At 35.9% G+C, this 18155-nt stretch carries 19 protein-coding genes; 8 read left to right on the top strand and 11 right to left on the bottom strand.

The genetic code is table 11. The annotated features are described in order from the left end of the window. Window positions 1–1146: 1146 nt before the first annotated feature. Entirely contained in the window at window positions 1147–1536 is a 390-nt protein-coding gene (locus tag CDG60_RS00110; protein ID WP_087514418.1) for a hypothetical protein, read from the top strand. Beyond that, window positions 1529–1699 (top strand): hypothetical protein, encoded by a 171-nt coding sequence (locus CDG60_RS18250; RefSeq protein ID WP_171405417.1) that lies wholly within the window; start codon window positions 1529–1531, stop codon window positions 1697–1699. The genes CDG60_RS00110 and CDG60_RS18250 overlap by 8 nt, the downstream gene beginning before the upstream one ends. Before the next feature lie 19 nt (window positions 1700–1718). Here CDG60_RS18250 and CDG60_RS00105 read toward each other — a convergent pair whose 3' ends face one another. Then, window positions 1719–2255 (bottom strand): hypothetical protein, encoded by a 537-nt coding sequence (locus CDG60_RS00105; RefSeq protein ID WP_087514417.1) that lies wholly within the window; start codon window positions 2253–2255, stop codon window positions 1719–1721. 71 nt (window positions 2256–2326) lie between these two features. On the opposite strand from CDG60_RS00105, the gene CDG60_RS00100 reads away from it, so the two are divergent. After that, entirely contained in the window at window positions 2327–2632 is a 306-nt protein-coding gene (locus tag CDG60_RS00100) for a hypothetical protein (protein ID WP_087514416.1), read from the top strand. Window positions 2633–2762: 130 nt separating this feature from the next. Then, window positions 2763–3020: a hypothetical protein gene (locus CDG60_RS00095; RefSeq protein WP_017397139.1), complete on the top strand. Its 258-nt coding sequence runs from the start codon at window positions 2763–2765 to the stop codon at window positions 3018–3020. 329 nt (window positions 3021–3349) lie between these two features. Here the strand turns inward: CDG60_RS00095 and CDG60_RS00085 are convergent, their stop codons facing one another. From CDG60_RS00085 to CDG60_RS00070, 4 genes are all read right to left on the bottom strand, one after another. Then, on the bottom strand, window positions 3350–3592 hold the full coding sequence (locus CDG60_RS00085) for a hypothetical protein (RefSeq protein WP_087514415.1): 243 nt from the start codon (window positions 3590–3592) through the stop codon (window positions 3350–3352). A 170-nt stretch (window positions 3593–3762) separates the two neighbouring features. Beyond that, on the bottom strand, window positions 3763–4437 hold the full coding sequence (locus CDG60_RS00080) for a PP2C family serine/threonine-protein phosphatase (RefSeq protein WP_087514414.1): 675 nt from the start codon (window positions 4435–4437) through the stop codon (window positions 3763–3765). Beyond that, window positions 4437–5135, bottom strand: coding sequence for a hypothetical protein (locus CDG60_RS00075; RefSeq protein ID WP_087514413.1), 699 nt, complete (start codon window positions 5133–5135; stop codon window positions 4437–4439). Before CDG60_RS00075 ends, CDG60_RS00080 begins: the two co-directional genes overlap by 1 nt. 5 nt (window positions 5136–5140) lie before the next feature. Next, the gene (locus CDG60_RS00070; protein ID WP_227542858.1) at window positions 5141–5596 is read right to left on the bottom strand and encodes a MarR family transcriptional regulator; all 456 of its coding nucleotides are present in this window, start codon (window positions 5594–5596) and stop codon (window positions 5141–5143) included. Between the two features lie 424 nt (window positions 5597–6020). Here CDG60_RS00070 and CDG60_RS00065 point away from each other — a divergent pair, with 424 nt between their 5' ends. Together CDG60_RS00065 and CDG60_RS00050 are read left to right on the top strand one after the other, a co-directional pair. Beyond that, window positions 6021–6977: a RexA family antiphage protein gene (locus CDG60_RS00065; RefSeq protein ID WP_160116940.1), complete on the top strand. Its 957-nt coding sequence runs from the start codon at window positions 6021–6023 to the stop codon at window positions 6975–6977. Window positions 6978–7945: 968 nt separating this feature from the next. Then, window positions 7946–9078 (top strand): IS3-like element ISAba14 family transposase gene (locus CDG60_RS00050; protein ID WP_223155595.1). Its coding sequence is split into 2 segments (ribosomal slippage): window positions 7946–8198 and window positions 8198–9078, totalling 1134 coding nucleotides; the frame shifts between segments, so codons are not numbered across the junction. Between the two features lie 129 nt (window positions 9079–9207). Here the strand turns inward: CDG60_RS00050 and CDG60_RS00045 are convergent. After that, window positions 9208–9849: a TetR/AcrR family transcriptional regulator C-terminal domain-containing protein gene (locus tag CDG60_RS00045; RefSeq protein WP_004787586.1), complete on the bottom strand. Its 642-nt coding sequence runs from the start codon at window positions 9847–9849 to the stop codon at window positions 9208–9210. Window positions 9850–9914: 65 nt separating this feature from the next. On the opposite strand from CDG60_RS00045, the gene tet(39) reads away from it, so the two are divergent. Both tet(39) and CDG60_RS00035 read left to right on the top strand, forming a co-directional pair. Beyond that, on the top strand, window positions 9915–11102 hold the full coding sequence (gene tet(39) / locus CDG60_RS00040) for a tetracycline efflux MFS transporter Tet(39) (protein WP_004856455.1): 1188 nt from the start codon (window positions 9915–9917) through the stop codon (window positions 11100–11102). Window positions 11103–11327: 225 nt separating this feature from the next. After that, window positions 11328–11939, top strand: coding sequence for a recombinase family protein (locus tag CDG60_RS00035; RefSeq protein WP_015060246.1), 612 nt, complete (start codon window positions 11328–11330; stop codon window positions 11937–11939). Window positions 11940–12038: 99 nt separating this feature from the next. Here the strand turns inward: CDG60_RS00035 and CDG60_RS00030 are convergent, their stop codons facing one another. From CDG60_RS00030 to repM, 5 genes are all read right to left on the bottom strand, one after another. Beyond that, window positions 12039–13364: an ISNCY family transposase gene (locus CDG60_RS00030; protein WP_079393426.1), complete on the bottom strand. Its 1326-nt coding sequence runs from the start codon at window positions 13362–13364 to the stop codon at window positions 12039–12041. A 252-nt stretch (window positions 13365–13616) separates the two neighbouring features. Continuing rightward, a complete protein-coding gene (locus CDG60_RS00020) occupies window positions 13617–14501 on the bottom strand; it encodes an Mph(E) family macrolide 2'-phosphotransferase (protein ID WP_000155092.1) in 885 nt (294 codons plus the stop codon). A 55-nt stretch (window positions 14502–14556) separates the two neighbouring features. Beyond that, complete coding sequence (msr(E), locus tag CDG60_RS00015; RefSeq protein WP_000052512.1) at window positions 14557–16032, bottom strand: ABC-F type ribosomal protection protein Msr(E); 1476 nt, start codon at window positions 16030–16032, stop codon at window positions 14557–14559. 601 nt (window positions 16033–16633) lie between these two features. Continuing rightward, window positions 16634–17191 carry a plasmid replication DNA-binding protein gene (locus CDG60_RS00010; RefSeq protein WP_087514420.1) on the bottom strand — a complete coding sequence of 186 codons (558 nt, stop codon included), beginning with the start codon at window positions 17189–17191 and terminating at the stop codon, window positions 16634–16636. 76 nt (window positions 17192–17267) lie between these two features. Continuing rightward, window positions 17268–18155, bottom strand: a complete 888-nt coding sequence (gene repM / locus CDG60_RS00005) for a replication initiation protein RepM (protein WP_087514419.1) — start codon at window positions 18153–18155, stop codon at window positions 17268–17270.

Below are 18155 nucleotides of genomic sequence, written 5' to 3'. Positions count from 1 at the left end.
AATAAAACCATTAATTTTCTTTTATATATGACAACTATATACTTGTCATATTTGGTAGTCAATCCGTCATAGTTAAGTAGTCAATCCGTCATAGTTAGTAGTCAATCCGTCATAGTTAGTAGTCAATCCGTCATAGTTAAACGTTGAAAGGCTTGCTCCATAAGGGATACAGCTCAATGAAAAGATTTAAAAGATATAAAATAATTAAAAATACGTTTGAAAAAATTGCCCTTGGTTTTCGCTACGCTCAAACTCTATTGAATCTCGCTTTCGCTCGATTCGTGGGGCAATTTTTTAGATCATTCTGTTGTGACTTTGAGAAAAAGCAAAGGCAAGAGCAAAAGTAACTCGGAATTCGCTTCGCTCATAAAGCTTTTTTACTCGCTACGCTCGATCTAGACTCAATTTTCTGCATGTGATTTACGCTTATTTAGGCTGTGAAGCCTAAAAAGCTGTTTTTCAGAGAGTCTAGGTGCGAATTTTGGTGCTTCGCTCGTAGACACTCGCTCTATTCATCCCGATTAGAATAAAAATATCCTCTATTTGGCGCTCATTTGCGTTTTTTGACCTGATTACTCATTTCAATAGTGGATTCTATGTCTTAAGTAAAAATGTGGCTGAAATCGCATGTGAGAGCGTTTTAACTTGGGTTTTATTTTTGATCTGTAGGCTAGAGTTTGCGCTTATAGATTTTTCTCTTAGAAACACAATAGTCAGGATCTCTTTTGGCCAAGCACTATCTTTACTGTCAATTAAGTCAATTAAATGGATTGGGAGCCGGTACATACCGGAAATTTTTGGTTCACACACCACGCATCTAAAGATAAAGGCCCCAAAGCCTTATAATATAAGGGATACAGCGGTTTTTTATATGTCTGGAAAGCGTTTACGCTTTTATCATGATTTTTATTATTTTTCATAGGTTTAGCTGTAAACACTTTTTGTTGCAGATAAAGTGCAATATTTACTTACAAAACAATAGGATAGCCTGTAATCAGCTTTGTTTACGCTTTTATATGAATTTCTCTTTTTATATTAGATATTTAACCTGTAATCATTAAAACTTAATACAGTGTTTACTTATATTTGATAGTTACTTTTTAGAAATTAGATGCTTAGATTGAAAACAAATGATAGGAGTTTTTCATGAACAGTACTCGAACCGTTGCCGTCAGATTAGACAATCAGGTTGCACAAGAATATGAGCGTTTGGCTCAGTTGAAGGGCGATAAATTAGGGACTTATCTGCGGGATCTTCTGACCAATAATTTACAGATGGCCAGCATTGAGCGACAAGTCAGTCGGATTGAAACACTGGTGAATGATTTTGAAAAAGATATTAATCGATCATTGGATCAATTTACTCAAGCTAATTCTTTGAATGAAAATTTATTAGGAGATTTAGGGGAAATATACATGTTTCAAATAGGCATTCTTATGAAGCTACAAACAGAGAAATATGAGATTCGAGGAATGCAGGCTAAAGGAAGAAGTCATGCCAAGGCTAGCTATCTGAAAGGAAAAAATCATGAGTAATATTATTCAACTTTCTAAACCATGTGCTTTCTGTGATTCAAGGGAAAACGTACAGCTTTTTGCAGGGCTGATGCTTTGCGGAAATTGTCAGGACAATATCCAGATTACCAATCCTGGCATGTTTGAGGCTAATGATCAGATTGAACAAAAAGCCCAGGATTAACCTGGGCTTTATAAATCAATTAAAACCTGGAGCCTATAGTATTTCCATTTTCATCTACAGCACCAATTTCGTAAGTATCATACCAAGTGCCGTTTAGCATGATATAAGTTGGCAACCAAAATGAAAATTTATTAACGGCCTTTAGAACATCTTCTAATTGATTAAACTCTGATGCATCTTTAAATCTAAAGAACGTAGTATTCATACTTATGTCTTCATCAACCCAAGCTGCACATTCCTGAATATTCTCATTATCATCGAGACCGTAGTTATCTAAAGCAACTTCAAATAGTCCTAATATATATTCTGGTTTTGGGCAACCATCTTCAATGATACCAATATCGCCATCGTCTAAGACGATGTCCATTGCTTCTTTAATATCCATTGCAATTACACATCCATCTAAATAGTTCTGGCGATGTGAAAATTGATCTGGTACGTGTTGATAATGCCCCTCTACGATTTTTTTAAGTTCACTTAAGATAGCTTCTTTTCTAAATTTTTTAGCATTTTTAACTCTTTCTTCCAGAGAGCCCCGATTTTTTGCTTGTCCCATTTTAAAACTCACTTGTATTTTTGATATTAAAAACTATATCATTTTTATATATCAAATTCATTGGTGATGAAATGTTAAATAGACTTTATGTTAAGGGGGAAAATGACCCGAAAGAGTTAGATATTTTGGTGTCACAAATTAAAGCTAGGACATATAACACGGAGACTTTAGGGGTAACTCATCAAGTACCATTTCGTATATATCAATGGAACTTTGAAAAGGTAGAGGCATTGAAAGCCCACCTCGGTAATCCAACAAGAAATAAGTTATTAAATCAACTACTTGAAATAGCTTTAGAGGAGGTTTTTAAAAAGTTAGAAGAAAATGATCCTGAGCAATTAAAGGAAATATTAGATTGTATTGGTAAGTTAAAATAAGTGATTTTACATTTAACTGAAGACAGGTGATTCTTAACGACAAAGTGTGTCGCAGTTATCATTTTTGAATGTGTTTATGAGTTAAATTGTTGATATTCTGATCAGATTTAATCAATTTGGAATAGTTAAAATGTCTTTAGTTGAACGTAAAACCTTAAATGAGTTTTCTACCAATAGTAATGATGCCTTTTTTAATCAAATTTTTTCTGCTGGATCTAAAGTTCCACATTCAGGAATCTATCGATGTACTCAATGTAAGCGTGAAGTCGCTGTCAATGATCATGATAAAGATAATAAATTTCCTCCACACTATCAGGATCCAAAGTTTAACTGTACTAGTCCTAAATGGAAGCCATATGTGATAGCCGATTCAAAAGCAGAATTTTAAAAAATATGGGAGTTTTTACTCCCATATTTTTTATTCTATAGGGATTTTAATAAAGTCCCATAAATCTTGAGCTGTTAAAGTGGATCATGTGAGAAGGGATGGGGTATTAGACCTCAGTTTCCTATGCAATAGAACCGCTATATTTCACATAAGTTTTGGAATAATGTATTTAGCTCGCCATATCTTTTATGGTCTACAGGTCCATGACTGGTAAGCCACTCTTGTCTTTTGAAAGTTTAATATTTTATTATTAAGACTCGACGAAAGTTAAAAAAACATAAGAAAAACAATTGGATTGTTTATTTAATGGTGAATAAGCATGATTACAATTAGTCAAAAAATGAAAAAAATTTCATTAATAGCCCTGATTTACCACTAATCATATAAGTAAGAAGAAGCAGTACTATTATTGTGAATATTAAAATATCTCCATCAGGGTGATGAAGACTAAATGCAATCAAATTTGTTTGGAGGAAGCCATCCAAAATCCATGATAAAAGGATTAAATTTACCGTCAAAGCTATCGCTATCAGTTTAGCTGGAGATTCTTCTATTTGTTCCATAAAACTCATTTTTATCCGCCTATAATATTCGAAAACTAAATGTCCAAAGATAGTTGGTTGACTTGATAGCTACATCATCATTTTTTATAGATACTCTCAATAATCTTGATACAGATCTTCACAAATGGTTTTTAACAAGCAAGCTTCGCATAAGAGATTTTTTTATGTTAAATGAAGAACTAGTCATTAGCTATAATGAAAGCTAAATCATCAATTTCATTATAGTTTTCTTTATTTTTTACAGTTGATAGAATTTTATGAACCTCTAATTTCCATAAACCATCTGTTGCTAAAAGATATGTTCCTTTTTTTCTATTAAATACATTTATTTCAATTTTTTTTAGGCGTTTAGTATTTAAAGAATTAGTTACAATATGATTATCAGCTGAAGATCTTAATGTTTCTTCTAAGTCTAAAGTTTCAATATCTATAATCCGGCACATTGTTAAATTATGTGGATAAGTTAACCACTCTAACTTTTTTTCAAAAATTAGACCTAAACGGCAGTCTCCTAGATGCACACTGTAGACCTTTTGGGGACTAAAAATGATTAGGCAGATACTCATGGCTGCTGGGATGAGCTGTCTATATTGAGATTTGTGAAATTCTTTAATTACTCTTTCAAGGAATTCTCTAATTACCTCATCTTCATTTATTAAATCTGTAAATTCTTCTTTTTTTTCCAGAATAAATTTATGGAAATTAGATACCAGAATAGCGCTATTGGGATGTTTACTATGTCCATCAATTACATAGCAAAGTTCTAAAAGCGGATTAGATTTAAGTTCACCGGTTCCATCTATTCCATGTTTGTTAGGAAGGCATTGATTATGAGTAAAATGGAAAAAAATCATTAGAAAGCTTTATTCCATTGTTTGATTATTGCGTTTATAACTTGCCTAACTCTTTCTTTTGAACCATATCGACATTGATCATCTAAGACAATTTCAAATTCTGAATGATGGTGTAACTCTAATAGTACATTAGAGAGATAATCTCTTAACTCTTGAGGGCTAGAGTATATTTCTTCAACTAGAGAGCTTCGACCCATACATACAGTTAAAATATCTTCTATATCTTTACTCATTAAGGGGTCATTATTTCCTCGACCTTTGTAAGCTTCAAATTTTGTAGCCAAAAAATATGGGGATTCGAGTATGTTTATTTCAGTTTTATTTGGTAGACAATACGTAATCTTGTGAGTAATAGCTTGTTCATACCAATAGTTACTAAAACCTAAGATATTTGAATCTGTAGGCATAAAGTCAACAATCAAGTCATTCCCTAATCTATAGCGACATAAAATATTATCATTTTGATCATTCACGAAACCTAATTTCCGAATCTTCTCTTCTAGTGAATACCATTCTGCATGAGTTGTTATATCTACAATTAGATCCACATCATATGTGTATCTTGTAGCTAATGAATGATTTTCAGGATCTAACAGTAGACTAGTAGTACATCCACCAATGAATACCATTTCCTGCCTAAGATCTTGAGTTAGGGCATTTGCTACTTTTTCTAGCATTATAATTAATGGTGAGTTCATTCGTTTTACAAGCCTAAAATGTCTAAAAATAGTTTTTCTGCGATATGTTTCTCTCTAGGAGAACCCATTCTAAAAATATCAATTATTGCAAATATTTCATAGAGATATTCATCATTAATTGCTGCATATGGTATTGATTTATGCATAGGTTCAACTGCTATGCCTGAAATAGATTTATAGGTTTGTATTGGCCAAATATAAGGTACTGGAGAGCTATATGCTAAGAGAGAATTTAGACCTTCTTTAGAAAATGCTGTAGGAAGCCCAAAATCCATTGATTTTAGTTCTGCTGGGAAAAAATATTGAAAACTATAAATGACTAAATGGAAAAATCCCCTTTTATTAATATCCCAATCCAGACTAGCTAAGTCCAATCTTTGAGAAAAGTTTTGATTGTGAATAACTAGTAGGCCAACTTTTACTAATCGTTTAATGCATTCTGATACTTCACTTTTACCCATAACAATAGATTCGGCCAGTCCTCTAACTGACAACAGATGGCTAAGAGATCTTTTTAAATAGAAGTCCGAGTAATCGTTGCTATAGGTCCTACTGAAGTTTGACGATGTACGTAATCCATTTTGAATAGATAGCAACTTTACTAAAACAAGAATATCTTGAGACTTAAGCATTTTAATTCACAGTGTCCGCTGTCCTAGGACAAAATGATATATTGATAATGAATGCATATGATTGCAAGTTTTTTTTGAAAGTAAAACTTATGAAAAAATTTGTCGTGAGACAGCTAACATTTGTGGAGCTGTACCAGACTAAGATTGATATGTGGAAATAATATAAGAACTAGGTTCTTTACACGCCCTTAAAGGTGAGCACTTTTAGTTGATATTTAAGATATTATGTTTTGATTAATGAGGGGATTAACACTTGAAACTTAACTACTTTACTTATTGTTTTGAAAAATTTGAAGATAAAAGCCAATTTAGAATGGAGATCAATGATTTTATTAAATCATCAACTTCGAATGAAGCTTTACCATTCGCTAAGCAAAACCGACATTCTGGCGAAAACCTATATTTACTTCCTGTCGTAAATAGCTTTTATTTATTTGTACAGACTAAAGATAGAGAAATTATTAAAAGAATTGAGAAGAAAGACGATGAAATTAAGGCTTATGAGATTCAGTCTTTATTAAGTAAAGATGAGAGTTTAGGGTTTGCATCGTATGTGTATTTTCATCCAACACTAAGAGTATTTGGATTTGCATCAAGAGTACTTTCTCCAAAGTTTACAGCATTCCAAATGTATATAAATAACTTACTTGTTATGCTCAGAATTCAGGATATTAGTTTTGTTGTTCATCCTTTGAAAACTGAAATTACAAAGAATCAGGCTATGACACTACCATTTATTGGAACTACACGGTTTTTAGTTCGTAAAGATAGTAGTCTAGGGGAATCATTTAAAGAATTTTTCTTAGGATCGACTAATCCTAATGATCTAGAAGTTATTGAAAGTTTTGAAATCATTATTAAGCCGGCATCAAGGAAATCTTTAACTGACACTATTAAAAAAACATTGGTATCTATGGAGGATGATGGTATCAAAGGCATTATTTTACGAGGAAAACAAAATCTTGAAGATAATGTAAAAGATTTTTATATCCATAGTGCTGGTGCACTATATGACGAGATTAAAAGCACTGAAGAAAGTAAGGTTTTCGATGAGATAAAGGAAAAAATTGAGAATAATGTAGAGCTAAAAGATAAGGTTGAAGAGTATGAACAAGAAGTCCCAGAACAGATGGATGATCGTATTGCTTATCTTTACAACCCCGCTAATTGGGCTTCTGATAGAGTGTGCCTATTTCCACTATCTCAATAACTTTTTTACTTTTAGCTTCTATAAAAATTCCAAAGATCTTGCAACTGCGCTATTGAGTTACTCAATAGCAATGTTTGGAATCGTAGCAATGATTGTAACGTTGGTATACGGACTATCTAAGCCAGGAGTTAATAACTACCGTAGAAAGTTCGGAGTAGCTTTTGCTTGTTTATGGGTATCGTGTCTTATCTACCTATCTTTGGCCGGCTTTCTATCAATACTTGGTTTTGCTAAAACAGAAGCTATTAATTTGTCAATTTTATTGAAGTTTTTCGTTGGATTATTTATTGCAAGTTTCTTGCAATCAGTCTTAACCATATTTGTTGGTATTAACGTATTGGTTAATAGCAATAAGGTGGCATAGCTTAGAACATTTAATTTTTCTAAAATGAGCATAATACTGATTTTTCGAGAACATTCGGACAATAAAAAACCCCGACATCCTGTCGGGGTTTTTCGTATTTGATGCTTAGGTATAACTCCTGTCGTACCTCACATTCCTTGTATCTGATCTTATTATTCTTATCTGGAGCATCCTGCTCTCTATGTCCCCATGATAAGAAATTGATGAAGAATGGCATAGACGCAAAGCACCTGAATGAATGTGCGCCAAAACGTACAAGTTTGGTCACTTTTTATCCCAAGAGTTGTCCGCAGAAATTGGGGATTATTTCTGAACTGTGACCCTTGAGAAATCAGGAAAAAATGTAAAAACGAATGTTTTTTGATCAATTTTATTGGCTAAAAGTTACAGTTTTGCTTAAAAAGAAACCGACTTGTTTCCAAGTCGGTTGAACGAGAACGTTCCAGAGGGTATGAATAACGATAAGATACTGATCTTAAAGTAATATTAAAAACACGTTTCGTATAAGCTCTATTAAGAGATGGATCCGTAAATTTGAACAACTCCTATAAGTGATATTCTGCTCCTCAAATGATGTTATAAACATCAATATATGGAGTATTTTATGGCACGTAGACCAAGAAGAAATCATTCAAATGATTTTAAAGCTAAGGTAGCACTTGCTGCGATTAAAGCAGAAAAAACACTTGCTGAATTGAGTGCTGAGTTTGATGTTCATCAAAACCAAATTATTGACTGGAAAAATCAATTGATCTCAGCTTCCTCGCAAGCTTTCGATCAATCAAAAGCTCCAACAGAACCACCCATCGATCTAAAAAAACTACATGCAAAAATCGGTGAGCAGGCATTAGAAATTGATTTTTTAGAAGGTGTGTTGAAGAAACTGGGCCGCTTCAACCACAAAAGTTAATCGACGACTCACTTCAGATTTCAGTATCTAAGCAAGCTAAGCTGCTGAAAGTCTCCCGTGGTTGTTATTACTATCGCCCAAAACCTGTGAGTGCATCAGATCTGAAGCTGATGCGATGTATTGATGAATTACATATGCAATATCCTTTTGCAGGCAGTCGTATGATGCGTGATTTGTTGAATCGTCAAGGACATCATATAGGACGACGTCATACACGTACTTTAATGAAGAAAATGGGTATTCAGGCGTTATATTGCAAACCAAATTTAAGCCAGGCTAATCAAGCTCACCGTAAATATCCATATCTGCTCAAAGGGTTGGCTATTCAGCGCAGTAATCAAGTGTGGTCTACGGATATAACGTATATCCCTATGGCAAAAGGCTTTGTTTATTTATGTGCTGTGATTGATTGGCATAGCCGCAAGGTACTTGCGCATAGGGTATCGATTAGTATGGAGGTGGATTTTTGTATTTCGGCTTTAAATGAAGCGATTGAAAAATATGGTCGACCTGAAATATTTAATACAGACCAAGGCAGCCAGTTTACCAGTGATGCATTTATTGATGTATTGAAATCAAATGGCATTCAAATCAGTATGGATGGTAAAGGTCGATGGGTAGATAATGTGATGGTTGAACGATTATGGCGGAGCGTTAAATATGAAGAGGTGTATCTCAAAGCTTATAGCAGTGTCACAGATGCGAAAAAGCAATTAAGTGCATATTTTGAGTTTTATAATTTGAAACGACCTCATTCGAGTCTAGACAAAATGACACCAAATGAGTTTTACTATGATCAGCTACCCCAACAAAACAAGGTGGCTTAACTAGAGCGGAATATCACTTATAAATACGCTTTTAGTTGTTCAAACAAGTGGGACCACCTCTATTATGTTAAATAATTAAGGATAAAAGCTTTATTACTAAATAGAACAGTTGCTTAAAGCAGTATAGAGTTAAGTTTGCATTTTAATATCAAGTTGTCTTTCAGCACCGATAATCACCATACGAATCCCATTTTCAAAAATGTCATCCGCATTCATATTTTGTAAGGTATTCACTCCTTGGAGCATGAGTGGATATATAGTTGGATCGGCTTCGAATGGTGGGTCTGATCTTATTTCTTCTTGCTGCTCCTCAAGGACCCACCCAACAATAAACCTTCCTAATGTCATAAGTAATGCAACTGCTTCAACAGGAGAAAACCCAGCATGAGATAACAGCGCAACTTGGGCCTCAATCGTGTTGAAATGTCCTTGACTGGGGCTAGTTCTTGCATGTAGACGAGCACCATCACGGTAAGCTAGTAGTGCTCGACGAAAGCTTACAGAATTAGCGAGCAACCAATCTTGCCATGTCATCCCATCGATGGGTAAAGAAACTAAATGGTGTTCATTTATAATGGTTTCCGCCATTGCTTCCATTAACAAGGATTTATTCTTGAAATGCCAATATAGAGTTGGAGATTTAATACCCAATCGTTGAGCTAGCTTGCGTGTGGTTATTGAATCTATGCCTTCTTCATTCAACATATCCAATGCGGTACGCAGGACTATTTCACGTGTCAGACGTTGAGGTGCAATATCTTTTTTACTCATAAATCTATCACTGATAGGGAGTGTGTGAGAGAATATTAATTCTATCATTGCTAGAGAAGGCATTTGTGAAGAAATCATTGAGCGTGATTTTAATCACTATATTTCTGGATGCTGTTGGGATTGGTTTAATTATGCCGATCTTGCCTGAATTATTACGGTCATTGGCTGGAGCTGAAGCAGGCGGTGTTCACTATGGTGCTTTATTAGCTGTGTATGCTCTGATGCAGTTCATTTTTGCACCTATCCTTGGAGCGTTGAGTGACCGATTTGGACGTCGACCTGTATTAATTATTTCAATTGCTGGTGCAACGGCTGATTATCTCCTAATGGCTGCTGCTCCTTCTCTATTGTGGCTATATATTGGTCGTATTTTTGCGGGAATTACAGGTGCCAACATGGCTGTTGCAACAGCTTATGTTTCAGATATTACTCCAGCCCATGAGCGTGCAAAAAGGTTTGGTCTCCTTGGAGCTGTCTTTGGTATTGGGTTTATAGCGGGTCCGGTAATAGGTGGAGTTTTGGGTGAATGGAACTTACATGCACCGTTCTTTGCTGCTGCTTTTATGAATGGGATTAATTTAATAATGACAGCAGTCTTATTAAAAGAATCAAAACACAGCAATAAAATGACTGAGAAGGTTCAGGAGCAATCAATATTAAAGAAATTATCCTATTTGATCACTCAACCTAATATGGCTCCATTGCTTGGTATCTTTTTAATTATCACATTGGTTTCACAAGTCCCCGCAACTTTATGGGTTATCTATGGGCAGGATCGTTATGGCTGGAGTATATTTATTGCAGGTGTTTCCCTTGCTAGTTATGGAATATGCCATTCTATTGCACAGGCTTTTGCTATCGCCCCTATGGTAAAGAGGTTTGGAGAGAAAAATACGTTGTTATGTGGAATAGCTTGCGATGCAATTGGTTTACTTCTTTTATCTATTGCTGTTGAAGAATGGGTGCCTTTTGCGTTGTTACCATTGTTTGCCCTTGGTGGAGTAGCCGTTCCTGCTTTGCAAGCAATGATGTCCAGAGGTATTAGTGATGAAAGACAAGGTGAATTACAAGGGCTATTAAGCAGTTTTAATAGTCTGGGGGCTATAATTGGTCCTGTATTAGTTACTAGCCTCTATTTTATGACTCAGGCATCAGCTCCTGGAATGGTATGGGCATTAGCTGCAATACTTTATGTAATCACCCTACCCTTATTGCTTAAGTATCGCCTGAATAAATATTCTGGAGTTCCATAAAATATTTAATTTATTGGTTTAAAAACTAATGGATTCTATAGTTTATCTAAAATTAACATAATACACGTTATACGAATTCCCAAGGCATGGCTTTTAGTCATGCTTTTTTTATCAAAAGACTATACCTGAATGATAGCGAGCCAAATCGCATACAATATCTATCATTAGACTTAATGCAATAATTAAATGATAGTATTATCATTAATCTAATAGAATTAAGATTAAATGATAGAAATGAATACACGTATTTATCTACGAGCTTCAACTAAAGATCAAGATGCAGAAAGGGCTTTGCAGATTCTTCAGGATCTAAACCAAAACTTGAATTTGGGTGAAACCATTGTGTACGTGGAAAACTATAGTGGTACGAAGTTAGACCGACCTGAATTGAATAAGCTACTGTCAGAAGCAAATCAAGGTGACACATTGTTAGTTGAAAGTATTGACCGCTTATCACGCCTAACCCAACGAGATTTTCAAGAGCTGAAGCGCAGGATCCAGGAGAAGGGACTTCGTTTAGTCGTAGCAGATCTTCCTACTACCTACCAAATGATTCAAACCAGTGACAGCATTACTCATTCAATCTTGGAACTCATCAACAATATGTTGATTGATCTTCTGGCAACAATGGCCCGCCTAGACAATGAGAAACGTATAGAACGTATTAAGCAGGGCCTGGCACGTTCGGGTTACAAACCAACAGGCAAGAAGGCAAATGAGGCTAAACATAAACGAATAAAAGAATTGCTAGTAGTTGGCAATATGACTAAGGAAGAAATTGCCAAAGCAGTGAATTGTGGAGTTGCAACTGTCTATCGAGTTGCTAAAGTTATCTAAAAGAGGCTTATCTCAACGCGCCCCCAATGGGGCACCGCTGCATTCAGGTTTGTTATTCCTAAGTAGAAATGTCCTACCTAATAACCAAATAGAAATGTCCTATACAGACACTTCCAAGTCAAGCACAGGATTCAGATTTCGTTCTTTGATTACTGTTTTCTGTGCACGTCTGCTCGGCATCTTTTGAGAACGATTGCGTTTGTTTTGCTGTTCTAATTCTTCGTGCTGTTGTTGAATATGATTGAGAACAGCACCTAAACGTTTATTCTCAACAACCTCTCGCTGGTTGAGCTGACTTAATTTATCGAAGATGCTGTAATTGATTTTTCTTCCTTGATGTTCAATGGCTACCGTGCCATCCGGGTATTCCAGAAACTCAAGATACTTGCCGATCAACCTTTTATTTTCTTCGGTATTTTCCAGTAAATATACGCATTTATCATAAGTAATCGTCAGGCTGTTCGTGACTCTGCGGGGTTCACGCCAGGTAAAAACATCATCTAATTCTTCGGCTGTTTCAGTGACAGTCCGGTGTAGATCCTTGGGATTAAAGGCCATATTGGCAAATTTACGATTAAATTGCTCGATAAAGCAGGGCAGCCAGGCATTCGCTTGCTCAATCGAATAGATGCCTTCCAGGCGCATTTCTTTAATCAGACGGTCCTGAAGCGTTCTATTCGCCCGTTCTACACGGCCTTTGGCTTGTGGTGAATTGGCGAAGATGATATCGATATTGAGGGTACTGAGTACGCGTCCAAACTGGGTAATCTTGGTGTCTTTCTTGCTGCTTTGATTCACCCTGAAGACTGAATGTTTATCACTGTAAAACGCCAACGGCTTACCATGCTGCTCAACATACAAACGTGTTGAAATCATATAGTCAAATGCTGATTCCGACTCACAGAAACGTAAATGCTGTAATTTTCCTGTGGCATCATCGATAAATACCAGCAGACAGCACTTAGCAGCGCGTCCTTCAAACCAGTCATGGTGTGAGCCATCGATTTGAATCAGTTCACCATAACAATCTCGGTTATAACGAGGCTGATACGGGCGTTTCAGGCGCTTGGCGCGAGGAATCCACAGATCGGCTGCAATCATCCAGGAACGCAGTGTTTCCACTGAAATATCGAATCCATGAACAGTGGTGAGCTTTTCATGCGCTAAAGTGGGTCCGAAACCATGCAGTTGATCCGAAACAATATTGAGGCACTTGAGTCTGAGCTCTTCAGGAAGCCTGGAATTGCTGATTTGGCCACGTGCAGCATGTGCTAATGCAGCTGGGCCTTGAGCTTTGTATTTTTGCAATAAACGTCTGATCTGACGTTCTGAAATATGAAGTAGCTGAGCAGCTTGGGACTGGGTTATGCGTTGATCACAGATTTCTTGCAAGACCGACAATCGTTTAAGTTCTTTATCCGACATAGACACCAACATATCAAACCGTCCGCTAAGAAAATTGCAAAAGTGCATATTCTAAAAGCGGACATTTTTACTTTGGAGAAACCGGACATTTCTACTTGGGGCTTACACAGGTTACTTCACATAAGAAATTTTATGTTAAATGATTGTTAGAAATGCCCCTTGATCGAGGCATTTTCTATAAAGAATACTAAAAACTAATTAAAGCCAACCAAGTTTCAAAACAAGGCAGTTCTCAGCAATCATATTTTTAAATTATATAACTCCCAACTGAGCTTTTGCTCCAACGATAAGGCTTTCATTTTGAGTTTCTAAGGCAAATAAACCATACATCAAAGGAGAGGCCGCTGCTCTTTCTAAAGTCTGTTCATATAGTTTATTCCAAACTTTACCCCCTAGTTTTTCATACTCGATGATTAGAGTTTTGAGGCTTTCTTCTCCAAACAAAGTTACATGCCCAGCAAAATCAATCGCTGGGTCATCTATATGGGCTGTTGACCAATCAATAACGCCTGAAACAGCTCCATCCTTTGAAGCTAGTACATGCCCAGCATATAAATCGCCATGTATAAATTGGGTGAAATCTGCCCATAGAACATCATTATCCAACCATTTTCTGTAGCGGGTTTCCAATTGCTCACTTATACCAATTTCAGATTTTACTAACTGCAAATTGTTTGCTATTTCAGGTCTTAAATCTGAAGGTTTCATAATTTTCAAATCATTTTCCCGAACTTCTTTTTCAGGAATACTATGGATTTCAAATAAGGTTTTTGCCAAAGATGTTATGTATTTCGGGCTATCTTTGTCCATATTCCAAATTATTTCATAGGTTTCAGCATCCAAATTTAAAACAGGATTATCTTTAAGTATGGGATAAGCCACTAATTCTGTAGATGAAATTCTCCAATCAGGAACCTCTACAGAAAGATGTTTTTTTACCAATTCTAAAATGCGTTTTTCTTTCTTGATTTGTTCCCTCATGCCATCACGACGAGGAATACGCAGCAACCATTGTTGCCCCTTTGTATCAAGAGCAAAAACGACCTTAAAATCAATGCCCATTTCATTGAAATTCATTTTGTCCGTAAGCAACAAGCCGTGTGCTTCAGCAAGTGATTGAATATCTTGAATTGTCATTTTTAATTTCCTTTAAAGAGTTCAATAATTAATGTTCGGATTAGATTGGCTATCATTAACAATCTCTCTCAAAAGTCTTGATGATTTTGTGGTCTTTGATCTCGTAGATAATGTCAGCAATATTATCGACCAATTGCTTGTCATGAGATACGAAGATAATAGTTCCTGCATAGGACTTCATCATTGTTTCTAATGCGGCAATACTTTTTAGGTCAAGATAGTTTCCTGGTTCATCCATAAGCAAAATATTATATTTTCCTAAAAGCATTTTGGATAAAAGCAGTTTGATGATTTCACCTCCCGATAAGTCGGATAAGTTTTTTTGAATATCATTCGCTCCGATCCCCATTGAAGCCAATACTGCACGAATTTCCGCAACTGTGTACTCGCACTCTTCCTGCATAAAGGAGAGCACAGATTTATGCGTGTTAAATTTATATCCTGTTTGTGTAAAGTAGCCAATTTCAGCTTTTGGAGATATGGTTAATCCATCAGCACGTTCTGATATCATTTTTAACAAGGACGTTTTCCCTGTTCCATTCGATCCAGTTATAGCGACTTTAGCGCCAAGCGGTATTATAAAGTTAGCGTCATCAAAGATAGTACGGCTACCAAATTTTAAGCTCAGACCATCTGCCGTAATCGGGAACTTATTGTGCAGTTCTAGGGCTGAACTTTGACGAAAACGAATAGAACGCAAATGCTCTGGTGCTTGAATATCTTCTAATGCAGCCAAACGCTTTTCCATACTCTTAGCTGCCTGATACAGTTTTCTTTGCTTGGTGCCAGTCATTTTTGCATGCCCAAGTCGTCCAGCACTTTCGGTAGAGTTTTTGGATTTTTCTCCTTTTTTCTTATTGTCTAATCGATTAGCTTGCTGGCGTTTTTCTTGCACAGCAGATTCTAATCGCTCCCGTTCCTTCATCATCAGCTCATATTCTACGGCTTGGTGTTGTCGCTCTTCTTCTTTTTGACGCAAGTAATCCGAGTAACCACCCCAATATTCCGTAATTTTACCGTCTTTTAACTCCCATATCTTGTCTACAACCATATCAAGAAAATATCGGTCATGACTGATAACAAGTAATGCTCCATCAAATGCTTTAAGTTGACCAATAAGTAGATCTATTCCATTGAGATCAAGGTGGCTGGTTGGTTCATCCGCTAGAATGCCATGTACTTGTTGGGAAAATGCGGCAGCAATTTTTGCACGAGTTTCCTCTCCGCCACTCATTGTGTCGTTTTGTACATTGGAAACACCAAGGCGAGATAACATTGCCCGGTCTTCGACCGTTTCTATTTCGATTCCGCCCAGTTGGCTGATATGTGCAAAATCACCAAAACGCTGTAATGTCGCTTCGGCTAAAACAATTTCGCCATTAAGTACTTTGAGTAAACTACTCTTTCCTGCTCCGTTATCACCCACAAGACCAATACGGTCATAAGAGTGAATTTCCAATTCATCAATATCCAAAACATCACGCCCAGCATAATCCAAGCGTATGTTTCTCGCTTTAATAATTAAACTCATTTTTATTTACTCCTGTTTAGCTCTTGAAATTTTTTATGCAGCAAACAGGATTTAGGTGAAAACAAAAGCTAGCATCACAGTGTCCTCCCAAAAAAAAAGCTATTCATCCACAGGGTGGACAAATAGCTAGTCAATTAAGTTATAACTGGAAACTATGCACTAAAAGCATACTTATAAATTAAGCATACTTTTACTTTATATATCCGCATATATTCTTAAAGACACAACAAAAGCCCACCATTATAAAATAGTGTCACTATGCAAATAGTTGTGTCTTAACGAATGCGGATAGAATGCATAAACTTACCTAAAAAATAAAATTCAGTTTTATGATAACTTTACTGTTAAAAGAAGTCTAGACAACCTTGTTTTATGCTTGGATATAAGGCTTATTTTAAAATAATAGTAGTGAAGATTTTCTAAAATTAACATAATACACCTTATACGAAATGCGTTATAATTATCTTTAGAAATCAATGCTGTAGTTTCTAGTTGATAGCTCATCTTCCCCAAGGTGGGCTTTTTTTATGATTTTTCACGTTCCACGCCTATTCTTTGATCAATGTTTCACAACTTTGATTAGCTCACTTGAATAATGCCCTTAGCCATTCGGTAAGAAAAACCGGCTTAACCATCCTCTTTTCGGCTGCTCCAGTTCAACATGTTCCGGCACTGGAATACGCTTATTTTCAGTCTGCTCCAGAGTAGTCAATCCGTCATGTTTCAGCTCAGGTTCTGGCCGAGGATCCGTTGCTATATTCTGGCTAGGTTTCTGATCGGTAAACGTAGTCATATTGGTTTTTGGGGCTTCTAATAGACGTTGCATTGCCTCAATTTGTTCGTCCTTAACATGTAACTGATCATTCTTAGCTTTTAATTCATCTCGTTGAAATTTCTCACGGTCATGAGCCTGTTCTAGCTGTTTTTGAAGCATGTGAACCTGTTGTTCAAGCAGGTGAACTTCTGACAACTTTCGTGTTTCGGTTGTCTGTGAACTGTTCACATGTTTAGATGGTTCACCAAAGACTCGAATAGCTTCAGAAAGATCAATTTTACCATCGCTATTCTTACTTAAATTACCTTTATTTATTTGTTTATAAACGGCTTGACGAGTCATTCCATAGAGGTTTGAAAGTTCGATAACAGATAGTGATTTCATGTTGTAATTTAGGTTGTCTATTATGTGAACTAAGATACATTAAGAAACAGTCAACCGCTACATACACAATCAAACCTCACCCTTTAAAACCTAAATTCCTAAGATGAGGAATAAATTGCTTTTGTTGTATTGGATCTCTAAGCATTTCTTTTATTCTTGATGCCAGTACATCATAGCTTTCTCCTTGAGCTGCTAAATGCGATAGCTCATGTAAGCGAGAAAGCTGATTGCCAAACATATTGATTTGAGCGTCTGTTAGTTTATAAACCTTATCTTGTTCGTTATTTTGATTAATGCTTTTTGATTTTTCTTTAAATGAAAAAAGAATATGGGTGACTTTACGACCAGTTTTTTTCTGCTCATAGGAAACGCTTAATGGGCTGCATTCATTTATTTGGTCTACAGCAGTATCAATTACCCGTTTTTTGAAATCTGCAAATAGTGGGTATTTTTTGCCAAGCTCCAACATGCTTCGTAAGCTCTCAACAGAGATTTCACGCTTACCTATTTGTCTGTATTGCACCAATAATTCATAAATACGAATACCATATCCACTATTGATCCCAGCAATATCTGATAGAGCATACTTAGTAAATTCTCTACTTAAATTAGATATGAAGGGCAAGATAGGTTTTGAAAAACGAATACCAATGATACTTTGACTATCCAAAAACTGGATCTCTTGTACCCACCTCATTTTTATAGATTTATCATCAATACTAAGATTAATAGATCTTTCATAAAGTCTATTAATACCTTCTTTTAAGTCTCTGTATGCGGTTTTTTCATGTACTCCTAATAGCTGTAGTTCACTAACGCTTACAGGGTATAACTCATCATCAGTAATAGGCTGGCTCTTCGGAATACGTGAAATAGCTGCCAAGACGATACGCTGTTCTACAGCACTTAATTGATAGGAAGCTTCTATAACTTGATTTGATTTAACAATTTGATTCTTATCCAA

This window comes from Acinetobacter chinensis (assembly GCF_002165375.2).
Taxonomy (GTDB): Bacteria; Pseudomonadota; Gammaproteobacteria; order Pseudomonadales; family Moraxellaceae; genus Acinetobacter; species Acinetobacter chinensis.
Note: the sequence above shows the minus strand (reverse complement) of the source record. Positions and strands in the feature narration are given on the sequence as shown.